Genomic DNA, 12,114 nt, shown 5'->3' on the forward strand with positions numbered 1-12,114 from the left:
GCCGGCTGGGCTGGCGCAAAGAGAAAGAGGACGAGGTGCATCAATGATTCAGATGCAGACCAACCTCGACGTGGCCGACAATTCTGGCGCACGCCGTGTCATGTGTATCAAGGTGCTCGGAGGCTCCAAGCGCCGCTACGCCACGATCGGCGACATCATCGTCGTGTCGATCAAGGAAGCCATTCCGCGTGGCAAGGTGAAGAAGGGCGACGTGATGAAGGCCGTCGTGGTGCGCGTCCGCAAGGACATCCGCCGCGCCGACGGCTCGGTCATCCGTTTCGACCGCAACGCCGCCGTGCTGATCAACAACCAGTCCGAGCCGGTCGGCACCCGTATCTTCGGGCCCGTGCCGCGCGAGCTGCGCGCCAAGAACCACATGAAGATCATCTCGCTCGCGCCGGAGGTGCTGTGATGGCTGCGAAGATCCGCAAGGGCGACAAGGTCGTCGTGCTGACCGGCCGCGACAAGGGCCGCACCGGCGAAGTGTTCGAGGTTCGCCCCGACGCCGGCACCGCGCTGGTGCGCGGCATCAACATGGTCAAGCGTCACCAGAAGCAGACGCAGGCCCAGGAGGGCGGCATCATCTCGAAAGAGGCGCCGATCCAACTGTCCAACATCGCGTATGTCGGCAAGGACGGAAAGCCGACCCGCGTCGGATTCAAGATTCTGGCGGACGGCAAGAAGGTCCGCATCGCCAAGAGCTCGGGAGCTGAGATCGATGGCTGAGGCCGCTTACACGCCGCGCCTGCGCGCGGAATATGACGCGAAGATCCGCACGGCTCTGACCGAGAAGTTCGGTTACGAGAATGTCATGCAGGTTCCGCGCCTGGACAAGGTCGTGCTGAACATGGGCGTTGGCGATTCCGTCAACGACCGCAAGAAGGCCGAGACCGCCGCTGCCGAATTGACCCAGATCGCCGGCCAGAAGGCGATCGTCACCTATTCGCGCATTGCGATCGCGACCTTCAAACTGCGTGAGAACCAGCCGATCGGCTGCAAGGTCACGCTGCGCAAGGCCCGCATGTACGAGTTCATCGATCGCCTGGTGAACGTCGCGCTGCCGCGCGTGCGCGACTTCCGCGGCCTGAACCCGAAGAGCTTCGACGGCCGCGGCAACTACTCGCTCGGCATCAAGGAGCACATCATTTTCCCCGAGATCGACTTCGACAAGGTCACGGAAGCCCGCGGTATGGACATCACCGTCTGCACCACGGCCAAGACCGACGAAGAGGCGAGGGCCTTGTTGACCGCTTTCAATTTCCCGTTCCGGCAGTGAGACGCTGACTTAGAGCCTCTCAAACGCGGATACCCAGGAGCCAAGCATGGCAAAGAAGAGTTCAGTCGAGAAGAACAACCGGCGCAAGCGGATGGTGAAGAACGCCGCCGCCAAGCGCGAGCGGTTGAAGGCGATCATCGCCGACAAGACGCTGCCGATGGAGGAGCGGTTCGCCGCGACCCTGAAGCTGGCGGAAATGCCGCGCAACTCGTCGGCGACCCGCATCCGCCTGCGTTGCGAGTTGTCGGGCCGTCCGCGCTCGAACTATCGCAAGAACAAGCTGTCCCGTATCGCGCTGCGCGAACTTGGCTCCAAGGGCATGGTCCCGGGCCTCGTGAAGTCCAGCTGGTAAGGAGGGTCGTTTAGATGTCTACGCACGATCCAATCAGCGATCTGATCACCCGTATCCGCAACGCGCAGATGCGTTCGAAGACCAAGGTTTCCACGCCTGGCTCGAAGATGCGCGAGAACGTGCTCGAGGTTCTGAAGGCTGAGGGCTACATCCGCGGTTACGCCACGCTCGAGCACTCCTCGGGCCGCAGCGAGATCGAGATCGAGCTGAAGTATTTCGACGGCGAGCCCGTCATTCGCGAGATTGAGCGCGTTTCCAAGCCCGGGCGCAGAGTCTACGCCTCGGTGAAGAACCTGCCGCGGGTGAACAACGGTCTCGGCATTTCGGTGTTGTCGACGCCGAAGGGGATCATGGCCGACCACAGCGCGCGCGACGCGAATGTGGGCGGTGAAGTCCTCTTCACGGTGTTCTGAGAAGGATTTTTCATCCATGTCACGAGTTGGCAAAAGGCCTGTGGCGGTTCCGTCGGGTGTGACCGCGACCGTCGATGGGCAGACCGTCAAGATGAAGGGGCCGAAGGGCCAGCTTCAGTTTGTCGTCCACGACGACGTCGAGGTGAAGCTCGAGAACGGCCAGGTCAAGGTCAAGCCGCGGACCGAGACCAACCGCGCGCGGGCCCTCTACGGCACCGCTCGCGCCCAGGTCGCGAATCTGGTCGAAGGCGTCACCAAGGGTTTCGAGAAGAAGCTCGAGATCACCGGCGTCGGCTATCGCGCCGCGATGCAGGGCAAGAACCTGCAGCTCGCGCTCGGCTACAGCCATGACGTGATCTACCCGATCCCCGAGGGGATCACGATCACCGTGCCGAAGCCGACCGAGATCACGGTGGCGGGCAGCGACGTCCAGCGCGTCGGCCAGGTCGCCGCCGAGATCCGCTCCTATCGTCCGCCGGAGCCCTACAAGGGCAAGGGCGTGAAGTATGTGGGCGAATTCATCTTCCGCAAGGAAGGCAAGAAGAAGTAACGGAGCCGGTCATGTCGAAAGCCAAGGTTACGAATGCCCGGCGCAAGCGGAGTGTGCGGCTGAAGCTGCGCCGTTCCGCCGGCGGCCGTCCGCGCCTGTCGGTGTTCCGCTCGTCCAAGCACATCTACGCCCAGGTCATCGACGACCTGAAGGGCGAGACGCTGGCCTCTGCTTCGTCGCTCGAGAAGTCGATGCGCGACGGCGGCAAGACCGGCGCTGACATCGATGCGGCGAAGGCGGTCGGCAAGCTGCTGGCCGAGCGCGCTGCAGAGAAGGGTGTCAAGGAAGTCGTGTTCGATCGCGGCAGCTATCTCTATCACGGGCGCGTCAAGGCTCTTGCCGATGCAGCGCGTGAGAGTGGGCTGAGCTTCTAACAGAATTTGAGGATTGAGGCGTAAGTCTCTGAAGGATTAGAAAAATGGCAGAACGCGAACAACGTGGTGGACGCGATCAACGCGGCGGCGGACGTGAACGCAGGGAGCGCGAGGAGCGCGACAGCGAGTTCGTCGACAAGCTCGTCCACATCAACCGCGTGGCCAAGGTCGTCAAGGGCGGCAAGCGCTTCGGTTTCGCAGCGCTGGTCGTGATCGGCGACCAGAAGGGCCGCGCCGGCTTCGGTCACGGCAAGGCGCGCGAAGTGCCCGAGGCGATCCGCAAGGCGACCGAGTCCGCCAAGCGCAACCTGACGCGGGTGTCGCTGCGCGAGGGCCGCACGCTCCATCACGACATCGCCGGCCGTCATGGCGCGGGCCGTGTCTATCTGCGTGCAGCTCCGGCCGGTACCGGCATCATCGCCGGTGGCCCGATGCGCGCCGTGTTCGAGACGCTCGGCGTCCAGGACGTGGTGGCGAAGTCGATCGGCTCGTCGAACCCGTACAACATGGTGCGCGCGACCTTCGACGCGCTGAAGCACCAGGATTCGCCGCGTTCGGTCGCAGCCCGCCGCAACATCAAGGTGTCCACCCTCCAGTCCCGTCGTATCGGCGGCGATGCCGAGGCGGCCGCCGACTAACGGAAGCTTTTCGGAGTAGACTCCCATGGCCAAGGCCGCAAAGACGATCAAGGTCGAGCAGACCGGCAGCGCGATCCGCCGCCATCACTCGCAGCGTTCGACCCTGATCGGGCTCAAGCTCAACAAGATCGGCCGCACCAGCGAACTGCCGGATACCCCGGCGGTCCGCGGCATGATCGAGAAGGTTCACCATCTCGTCCGCATCATCGACGAGAAGTAAGCAAAGGCGCACGGTCCCGGAGAGCGGGAAGCGGTTTTCGGTGAAGATCGTGCGCAAGACACAAGGAGAAGGGCGATGAAGCTCAGCGATATCGCCGACAACGCCGGCTCGCGCAAGAAGCGTATGCGCGTCGGCCGCGGCATCGGTTCCGGCAAGGGCAAGCAGTCCGGCCGCGGCGGCAAGGGCCAGACCGCGCGTTCGGGCGTGCGCATCAAGGGTTTCGAAGGCGGCCAGATGCCGATGCATCGCCGTCTGCCCAAGCGCGGCTTCAACAACATCTTCCGCGTCGAGTTCGCCGAGATCAATCTCGACCGGCTCCAGGAAGCGGTCGACGCCAAGAAGATCGACGCCGGCAGCGTCGTCAACGTCGAGGCCCTGGTGAAAGGCGGCGTGCTGCGCCGCGCCAAGGGCGGCCTGCGGCTGCTCGGCCGAGGCGAGCTCAAGTCCAAGCTCAACATCGAAGTGCACGGCGCCAGCAAGACCGCGATCGCTGCGGTCGAGAAGGCCGGCGGCTCGGTGAAGATCCTCGCCCAGCCCAAGGAAGAAGGCGAGGCGGCGTAACAACTGCGTCATTGGCCCGCGGCGCGCGGGCCTTTACGCATGCGGGACGTGGACTTATCGAAGCCGAGCCCCAGATAATGTCCGGCGTCCGCTAATTCAGCCCGGCCGCGGGCATCAACGGCGCAATAGGCGGCGGGAGAAAGTCCAAGATGGTCTCTGCAGCGGAACAACTGGCAGCCAATCTCAATTTCGGCGCGTTTGCCAAGGCCGACGAACTGAAGAAGCGCATCTGGTTCACCCTGGGTGCGCTGCTCGTTTATCGGCTCGGGACCTACATTCCGCTGCCCGGCATCGACCCGAGCGCCTGGGAACAGGTGTTCCGCTCGCAGGCCAGCGGCATCCTCGGCATGTTCAACATGTTCGCCGGCGGCGGCATCAACCGCATGGCGATCTTCGCGCTGAACATCATGCCGTATATCTCGGCCTCCATCATCATCCAGCTGTTGACCACGGTGTCGCCGCAGCTCGAAGCGCTGAAAAAGGAAGGCGAAGCCGGCCGCAAGACGCTGAATCAGTATACCCGCTATCTCACGGTGATCCTGGCCGCGTTCCAGTCCTACGGCATCGCGGTAGGACTTCAGGGCGCCGGCAATGTCGTCAGCGAACCTGGACTGTTTTTCCTGCTCTCGACCTCTATCACGCTGACCGGCGGCACCATGTTCCTGATGTGGCTCGGCGAGCAGATCACCTCGCGCGGCATCGGCAACGGCATTTCGCTGATCATTCTGGCCGGCATCGTCGCCGAGTTGCCCGCGGCACTCGCCGGCATGCTCGAGCTCGGCCGTCAGGGCGCGATGTCGACCGGCCTGATCCTGGTCGTCATCATCATGGCCGTCGTCGTGATCGCCTTCATCGTCTTCATGGAGCGCGCCCAGCGCCGCCTCTTGATCCAGTATCCGAAGCGCCAGGTCGGCAACAAGATGTTCGAGGGCCAGTCCTCGCATCTGCCGCTCAAGCTCAACACCTCCGGCGTGATCCCGCCGATCTTCGCATCCTCGCTGCTCCTCTTGCCGACGACGGTTGCGAACTTCAACACGGGCAGCGGGCCGGAATGGTTCCAGTGGATCACCACACAGCTCGGCCATGGCCGTCCGCTGTTCCTGATCATGTATCTGGCGCTGATCGTGTTCTTCGCCTTCTTCTACACCGCGATCGTGTTCAACCCGACCGAGACCGCGGACAATCTGAAGAAGCACGGCGGTTTCATTCCCGGCATTCGCCCGGGCGAACGCACCGCGGAATACATCGACTATGTGCTGTCGCGCATCACCGTGCTGGGTGCGATTTATCTCGCCATCGTCTGCTTGATCCCGGAAATCCTGATCTCCTACGCTTCGGTGCCGTTCTATTTCGGCGGCACCTCGCTGCTGATCGTCGTCAGCGTCACCATGGACACGGTGGCGCAGGTCCAGGGCTATCTGCTGGCGCACCAGTATGAAGGTCTGATCCGCAAGTCCAAGCTGCGGGGCCGCCGTAGATGAGCAGGGAGCTCGCGCGCCGAATCGCTTTCACGATCGGCGCGCTGCTCCTTTTCAGGCTCGGCACGCAGATCCCGATTGCGGGACTGAATCTCTCCGACGTCTCGCCGGCGCTGGATCTCGTCTCCCGGCTTTCGATCTTTGCGCTCGGCCTCATTCCCTATCTGACTGCGGCAATCTTGATCCGGCTGCTGTCCATGGTGTGGCGCGGCCTGAGTTCGCTCGAACGATCCGGCGAGGGCGGACGGCGTAAGATCGCACGTGCCACGCTCGGGCTCACACTCGGAATTGCGGCCTTTCAGGCCTACGGCATCGCCTCGGCACTGACGTCGATCCCGGGCCTCGTCAACAATCCCGACGGCTGGTTCGTGACGACGGCTACGGCCTCGATGGTCGGCGGCGTCGTCGTGCTGGTGTGGCTCAGCGAACAGATGACCCGCTACGGCATCGGCAATGGCTTGGCGCTGATCTTGAGTGCCGGCTTTATCGTCGCCGTTCCGCAAAACATTGCCGGTATCGCGGATCTCGTGCGGAGCGGGACGATCTCGGGCAATCTTGTGCTCGGCCATGTCGTGTTTTGGATCGCGATCGTCGTCGTGATCGTGCTTGTCGAAGGTGCGCGGCGAAATATCCGGGTCCAGTTCGCAGCACAAAGCGTCGGTACGCGGCAACTGCCTGTGCGCGATGCAATACTGCCGATTAAGCTCAACAGCGCCGGGTTCGTGATTCCCGTCGCCGTGGCGCCGTGGATATTCCATCTGCCGCTTGCCTTTGCGGGCTTCATCCTGGGAGGCGATCATCCCCTGGTTGCCGCAACCTACCGGCATCTCCAGCTGGGGCAGCCGGCGCACCTCATTCTCGTGTCGATCGCCGTGTTCGTGCTCGCCTTCGTCTACACTGCTTATGTGATTGATCCCGAATACACCGCCAAATCCCTGACCCGCCATGAGGGCGCAATTCCCGGTGTCGCTCCCGGCGAGGCCACCGCGGACTATCTCGATCGCGTCGTGTCATTGACGACAGTCGTCGGAGCCGTCTACCTGACGGCGTTGCAGTTGATTCCGGAGGTGTTCGAGCTTTACGGGATCGGGCTGCCTTATAGTATGGTCGTCAATGGTGGTGCAGTGCTGGTTGTGGTTTGCACCGTTCTTGATATCAAAACGCAGGTGCGCGAGGTGTCGCTCACCAATCCGGGGGGCGTACGCCGATGAGAATTATACTTCTGGGACCGCCGGGGTCGGGCAAGGGGACCCAGGCCCAGCTCCTGGTGCAGCGCTATGGCATCGTCCAGCTCTCGACTGGCGAGATGCTGCGTGCCGCGGTTGCGGCCGGCACCCCGGTCGGGTTGAAGGCCAAGGAGATCATGGCGAGCGGCGGCCTCGTGCCCGATGACGTCGTGGTGGGAATCATTTCCGACCGCATCGAGCAGCCGGACGCCAAGAGCGGTTTCATCCTCGACGGTTTCCCCCGCACCGTGCCGCAGGCCGAGGCGCTGGACGAGCTGCTCAAGCGCAAGCACCTCAAGCTGGACGCCGTGATCGAGCTCCGGGTCAATGAGAGTGCGCTTCTGAGCCGCGTCGAGACCCGCGTCGCCCAAATGCGGGAGCGCGGCGAGGAGGTCCGGCTCGACGATACCCCGGAGGTCCTGACCAAGCGGCTGGCCAGCTATCGCAGCCAGACGGAACCGCTGATTCACTACTATTCCGAGCGGCGGAAGCTCTCGACCATCGACGGCATGATGACCATCGACGAGGTCACCCGCGCCATCCACCGCCAGCTCCTGGCTCTGGGGGCGGTCGAGCCCAAGACGCATGCCCGGAGCGCCGCCAAGGCGGCGCCGGCTAAAAAGGCCCAGGCGGGGAAGCAGGCGGCGGCAAGGCCGGCAAAAACGGCCAAAAAGGGCGTCAAATCGGCTAAAAAGGCCGCCAAATCGGCGGTGAAAGGCCCAAAGAAGGCGGCCAAGAAAGCCTCCAAGAAAGCCTCCAAGAAAGCCACCAAGAAAACCGTCAAGAAAGCAGCCAAGAAGTCGGTCAAAAAGGGTGCCAAAAAGGCCGCAAAAAAGGTCACGAAAAAGCGAGCCAAGCGCTAGCAGCGGTTGACGAAAGCCCCCGGAATCCCCTAATAAGCCCGCATCCAAGTCGGATAGTTTCAGACGATGCCGGGCCCCAGGAAGACCGGGGGTGGGCGTCGTGTTCGCGTTTGTGAACACCTGCCCGAGAAAGCAAGCACTTAAAGCCCGATCCCTGACGAGGGATCGGCAACAGGAGAGAAGGCCGTGGCCCGTATTGCCGGCGTGAACATTCCCACCAACAAGCGCGTGCTGATCGCGCTCCAGTACATCCATGGCATCGGCCAGAAGATCGCTGGTGAGATCCTCGAGAAGGTGAAGATCCCCGTGGATCGTCGCGTCAATCAGCTCAGCGACGCCGAAGTGCTCCAGATCCGCGAAGTGATCGACCGCGACTATCTCGTCGAGGGCGACCTGCGTCGTGAGGTCGGCATCAACATCAAGCGTCTGATGGACCTCGGCTGCTATCGCGGCCTGCGTCATCGTCGCGGTCTGCCGGTGCGCGGTCAGCGGACCCACACCAATGCGCGCACGCGCAAGGGCCCGGCCAAGGCCATCGCCGGCAAGAAGAAGTAAACTGGCGAATTGGACGTGGCGAGTGGCGAGTAGGGGGCTTCCCTATTCGCCACTCGCTACTCGCTATTCGCTTCCATAGGTGTAGCCGCTGGCATTACGGCGGCGTTTGAGATCTTCAGGAAAGGGACTCAATGGGCAAGGAAGCCACCCGCGTTCGTCGTCGTGAGCGCAAGAACATCGCCTCCGGCGTCGCGCATGTGAACTCGTCGTTCAACAACACGACCATCACCATCACCGACGCGCAGGGCAATACGATCGCCTGGTCCTCGGCCGGCACGATGGGCTTCAAGGGCTCGCGCAAGTCGACCCCGTATGCCGCGCAGGTTGCCGCCGAGGACGTGTCCAAGAAGGCGCAGGAGCACGGCATGCGCACGCTGGAAGTCGAGGTCGCCGGTCCCGGTTCGGGCCGCGAATCGGCGCTCCGCGCGCTCCAGGCTGCCGGCTTCACCGTCACCTCGATCCGCGACGTGACCACGATCCCGCACAACGGCTGCCGTCCCCGCAAGCGTCGGCGCGTTTGATTTTGACGAGCTGCGGGCGCGTCGGCGCCCGCGGCGACTTTGCAAGAAGCCGCGGGAATGATCTGCGGCCTTCTCCAACGCCAGTATTTGCACCGTCAAATTGACTGGCCTGTATGGGTGAAACAGTGACGATCCAGAAAAATTGGCAAGAACTGATTCGGCCGAACAAGCTCCAGGTCACGCCCGGCAGCGATTCCTCGCGTTTCGCGACCATCGTCGCCGAGCCGCTCGAGCGTGGCTTCGGCCAGACCCTCGGCAATGCGCTGCGCCGCATCCTGCTCTCCTCGCTCCAGGGCGCGGCGGTGCAGTCGGTGCACATCGACGGCGTGCTGCACGAGTTCTCCTCGATCGCGGGCGTCCGTGAGGACGTCACCGACATCGTGCTCAACATCAAGGACATCTCGATCAAGATGCAGGGCGAGGGCCCCAAGCGCATGGTCGTGAAGAAGCAGGGCCCGGGTGTCGTCACCGCGGGCGACATTCAGACCGTCGGCGATGTGGTCGTGCTCAACCCCGATCTGCAGATCTGCACGCTCGACGAGGGCGCCGAGATCCGCATGGAGTTCACGGTCTCGACCGGCAAGGGCTACGTGCCCGCCGAGCGCAACCGTCCCGAGGATGCGCCGATCGGCCTGATCCCGGTCGACAGCCTGTACTCGCCGGTCCGCAAGGTCTCCTACAAGGTCGAGAACACCCGCGAGGGCCAGATCCTCGACTACGACAAGCTGACCATGACGATCGAGACCAACGGCGCGATCACGCCGGATGACTCGGTGGCCTACGCCGCCCGCATCCTGCAGGATCAGCTCAACGTGTTCGTCAACTTCGAAGAGCCGCGCAAGGAAGTCGCCCAGGAGATCATCCCGGACCTCGCCTTCAACCCGGCCTTCCTCAAGAAGGTGGACGAGCTCGAGCTGTCGGTGCGTTCGGCCAACTGCCTGAAGAACGACAACATCGTCTACATCGGCGACCTCGTGCAGAAGAGCGAGGCGGAAATGCTCCGCACCCCGAACTTCGGCCGCAAGTCGCTGAACGAGATCAAGGAAGTGCTGGCCCAGATGGGTCTGCACCTCGGCATGGAAGTGCCGGGCTGGCCGCCGGAGAACATCGACGAGCTCGCCAAGCGCTTCGAGGATCATTACTGAGCGAATGGCGAGTAGGGAGTGGCGAGTAGGGGAAGAAGATCTATTCGCTACTCACCATTCGCCACTCGCAGCCTAGGGCGAACGCAGGAAGCCCACCTGAAAACCAGTCGCTGAACCACCGCGACACAATCGAAGAAGGACTACACACATGCGTCACGGCAAGGTTCATCGGAAGCTCAACCGCACGGCCGAGCACCGCAAGGCGATGTTCGCCAACATGGCGGCCGCGCTGATCAAGCACGAGCAGATCGTCACCACGCTGCCCAAGGCCAAGGAGCTTCGCCCGATCGTCGAGAAGCTCGTCACCCTCGGCAAGAAGGGCGGCCTGTCGCTGCGCCGTCAGGCCATCTCCGAGCTGCGCGACGTCGACATGGTCAAGAAGCTCTTCGACACGCTGGCGACCCGCTACAAGGACCGCCAGGGCGGCTACACCCGCATCATCAAGGCCGGCTTCCGCTACGGCGACAACGCCGCGATGGCCGTGATCGAGTTCGTCGATCGCGACGTCGATGCCAAGGGCCAGGATTCCGGTCCGGTGCAGGAGAAGGAAGCCGAGGCGGCGTAAAGCCCGATCGGCATGACGTTTCAAGAGCGGCGCCTTTGGCGCCGCTTTTTTGTTGGAACGGTCGGGTGGACAAAGGCCCGCTCTTAGCGCGCCGTGCCCACCATTCACGCTCCTCACGCGTCGGTGAGCCCCGATTGCAGCTGAGGGAGCCGCTTCCGATATCTCCATCCGCATCCATGGAGATATCGCATGAAGATCGACCTTTCCGGAAAAACCGCTCTCGTGACCGGCTCGACCGCCGGTATCGGCCACGCCATCGCCAGGGGTCTCGCCGGCTCCGGCGCCAGCGTCGTGATCAACGGCCGCGGCCAGGACAAAGTCGATGCGGCGGTGCGCAGGTTGGAAGGGACGGGCGCCAAGGTCCGCGGCATCGCGGCCGACGTCTCGACCGCGGCAGGCTGCAAGGCACTCGTTGCGGCGCTGCCCGAGGTCGACATCCTCATCAACAATGCCGGCATCTTCGAGCCCAAGGATTTCTTCGACATCTCCGACGAGGACTGGAGCCGTTTCTTCGAGGTCAACGTGATGAGCGGCGTGCGGTTGTCGCGCGCCTACATGAAGGGCATGCTGAAGCGCAATTGGGGCCGCATCGTCTTCATCTCCTCGGAATCCGGGCTCAACATTCCCGTCGAGATGATCCACTACGGCATGACCAAGACGGCCCAGCTTTCGGTGGCGCGCGGCCTGGCGCAGCTCACCAGCGGCACCGGCGTCACCGTCAATTCCGTGCTGCCGGGCCCGACCATGTCGGAGGGCGTCGAGACGTTCGTCAAGGATCTCGCGAAGCAGAACGGCCAGTCCGTGGATGAAGCCGCCGCCAACTTCGTCAAGCAGCATCGCCCGAGCTCGCTGCTGCAGCGTTTCGCCAGCGTCGACGAGATCGCCAACATGGTGGTCTATGTCGCCTCGAAGGAGGCATCCGCCACCAACGGCGCAGCGCTGCGCGCAGAAGGTGGCATCGTCAACACGATCGCCTGAGGAGATGCGCATGGCGGCCTATGTGATCTCGGAGGTCGAGGTGCGCGATCCCGCCGCATTCGAGGCCTATCGCGCCCTGGCTGCCAAGACGATCGCGCAGTACGACGGGCGTTATCTCGTCCGCGGCGGCAAGGCCGAGCTTGCCGAAGGCAATTTGCCGCCGAAGGCCATTATCATCGTCGAGTTCGCGTCGATGGCGCGGCTGAAGGAATGGTACGCCTCGCGGGAATATGCCGAAGCGCTCAAGGTGCGGCAGACGGCGCTGGAGCGGCGGCTGTTGTTCGTTGAAGGGACGCCGGTGCCGTAGGGTGGGCAAAGCGAAGCGTGCCCACCATTGTCGCGACTAGAGAGAGATGGTGGGCACTGCGCAAGTGCGCGTTGCCCACCCGACGAAAGCTA

19 protein-coding genes are annotated in these 12,114 nt (G+C 63.3%); all 19 read left to right on the forward strand.

The window, feature by feature from the left end; translation table 11 throughout:
* Nucleotides 1-43 precede the first annotated feature (43 nt).
* The 19 genes from rplN (at nucleotide 44) to XF30_RS17105 (ending at nucleotide 12,022) form a co-directional block, all read left to right on the forward strand.
* Entirely contained in the window at nucleotides 44-412 is a 369-nt protein-coding gene (gene rplN, locus XF30_RS17015) for a 50S ribosomal protein L14 (RefSeq protein ID WP_007603030.1), read from the forward strand.
* Nucleotides 412-726, forward strand: a complete 315-nt coding sequence (rplX, locus tag XF30_RS17020) for a 50S ribosomal protein L24 (RefSeq protein ID WP_011088142.1) — start codon at nucleotides 412-414, stop codon at nucleotides 724-726. Before rplN ends, rplX begins: the two co-directional genes overlap by 1 nt.
* Nucleotides 719-1,276, forward strand: coding sequence for a 50S ribosomal protein L5 (rplE, locus tag XF30_RS17025; RefSeq protein ID WP_025036988.1), 558 nt, complete (start codon nucleotides 719-721; stop codon nucleotides 1,274-1,276). The genes rplX and rplE overlap by 8 nt, the downstream gene beginning before the upstream one ends.
* Before the next feature lie 46 nt (nucleotides 1,277-1,322).
* Nucleotides 1,323-1,628, forward strand: a complete 306-nt coding sequence (gene rpsN / locus XF30_RS17030; RefSeq protein ID WP_028137018.1) for a 30S ribosomal protein S14 — start codon at nucleotides 1,323-1,325, stop codon at nucleotides 1,626-1,628.
* A gap of 14 nt (nucleotides 1,629-1,642) precedes the next feature.
* Nucleotides 1,643-2,041 carry a 30S ribosomal protein S8 gene (rpsH, locus tag XF30_RS17035; protein ID WP_024342456.1) on the forward strand — a complete coding sequence of 133 codons (399 nt, stop codon included), beginning with the start codon at nucleotides 1,643-1,645 and terminating at the stop codon, nucleotides 2,039-2,041.
* Between the two features lie 16 nt (nucleotides 2,042-2,057).
* Entirely contained in the window at nucleotides 2,058-2,591 is a 534-nt protein-coding gene (gene rplF, locus XF30_RS17040; RefSeq protein ID WP_036011036.1) for a 50S ribosomal protein L6, read from the forward strand.
* A gap of 11 nt (nucleotides 2,592-2,602) precedes the next feature.
* Nucleotides 2,603-2,965, forward strand: a complete 363-nt coding sequence (rplR, locus tag XF30_RS17045) for a 50S ribosomal protein L18 (RefSeq protein ID WP_024342458.1) — start codon at nucleotides 2,603-2,605, stop codon at nucleotides 2,963-2,965.
* Between the two features lie 44 nt (nucleotides 2,966-3,009).
* Nucleotides 3,010-3,603: a 30S ribosomal protein S5 gene (rpsE, locus tag XF30_RS17050; protein ID WP_025036985.1), complete on the forward strand. Its 594-nt coding sequence runs from the start codon at nucleotides 3,010-3,012 to the stop codon at nucleotides 3,601-3,603.
* Between the two features lie 25 nt (nucleotides 3,604-3,628).
* A complete protein-coding gene (gene rpmD / locus XF30_RS17055) occupies nucleotides 3,629-3,823 on the forward strand; it encodes a 50S ribosomal protein L30 (protein WP_025036984.1) in 195 nt (64 codons plus the stop codon).
* A 75-nt stretch (nucleotides 3,824-3,898) separates the two neighbouring features.
* A complete protein-coding gene (gene rplO / locus XF30_RS17060; protein WP_036011044.1) occupies nucleotides 3,899-4,384 on the forward strand; it encodes a 50S ribosomal protein L15 in 486 nt (161 codons plus the stop codon).
* A gap of 149 nt (nucleotides 4,385-4,533) precedes the next feature.
* Entirely contained in the window at nucleotides 4,534-5,865 is a 1,332-nt protein-coding gene (secY, locus tag XF30_RS17065) for a preprotein translocase subunit SecY (protein ID WP_109143362.1), read from the forward strand.
* Nucleotides 5,862-7,073, forward strand: a complete 1,212-nt coding sequence (locus tag XF30_RS17070) for a preprotein translocase subunit SecY (protein ID WP_109143363.1) — start codon at nucleotides 5,862-5,864, stop codon at nucleotides 7,071-7,073. Before secY ends, XF30_RS17070 begins: the two co-directional genes overlap by 4 nt.
* Nucleotides 7,070-7,951, forward strand: coding sequence for an adenylate kinase (locus XF30_RS17075; RefSeq protein WP_109143364.1), 882 nt, complete (start codon nucleotides 7,070-7,072; stop codon nucleotides 7,949-7,951). The genes XF30_RS17070 and XF30_RS17075 overlap by 4 nt, the downstream gene beginning before the upstream one ends.
* A 186-nt stretch (nucleotides 7,952-8,137) precedes the next feature.
* Nucleotides 8,138-8,506 (forward strand): 30S ribosomal protein S13, encoded by a 369-nt coding sequence (rpsM, locus tag XF30_RS17080; protein WP_008549231.1) that lies wholly within the window; start codon nucleotides 8,138-8,140, stop codon nucleotides 8,504-8,506.
* 131 nt (nucleotides 8,507-8,637) lie between these two features.
* Nucleotides 8,638-9,027 (forward strand): 30S ribosomal protein S11, encoded by a 390-nt coding sequence (rpsK, locus tag XF30_RS17085; RefSeq protein ID WP_007603045.1) that lies wholly within the window; start codon nucleotides 8,638-8,640, stop codon nucleotides 9,025-9,027.
* 113 nt (nucleotides 9,028-9,140) lie between these two features.
* Entirely contained in the window at nucleotides 9,141-10,172 is a 1,032-nt protein-coding gene (locus tag XF30_RS17090; RefSeq protein ID WP_036011050.1) for a DNA-directed RNA polymerase subunit alpha, read from the forward strand.
* A gap of 148 nt (nucleotides 10,173-10,320) precedes the next feature.
* Nucleotides 10,321-10,737, forward strand: a complete 417-nt coding sequence (rplQ, locus tag XF30_RS17095; protein ID WP_025036979.1) for a 50S ribosomal protein L17 — start codon at nucleotides 10,321-10,323, stop codon at nucleotides 10,735-10,737.
* Nucleotides 10,738-10,926: 189 nt separating this feature from the next.
* A complete protein-coding gene (locus XF30_RS17100) occupies nucleotides 10,927-11,715 on the forward strand; it encodes an SDR family NAD(P)-dependent oxidoreductase (RefSeq protein WP_109143365.1) in 789 nt (262 codons plus the stop codon).
* A gap of 10 nt (nucleotides 11,716-11,725) precedes the next feature.
* Nucleotides 11,726-12,022: a DUF1330 domain-containing protein gene (locus XF30_RS17105; RefSeq protein ID WP_036027590.1), complete on the forward strand. Its 297-nt coding sequence runs from the start codon at nucleotides 11,726-11,728 to the stop codon at nucleotides 12,020-12,022.
* Nucleotides 12,023-12,114 lie beyond the last annotated feature (92 nt).

Origin of the sequence: Bradyrhizobium sp. SUTN9-2, from assembly GCF_003122645.1 — a bacterium.
In the GTDB taxonomy this organism is placed as follows: Bacteria; Pseudomonadota; Alphaproteobacteria; order Rhizobiales; family Xanthobacteraceae; genus Bradyrhizobium; species Bradyrhizobium yuanmingense.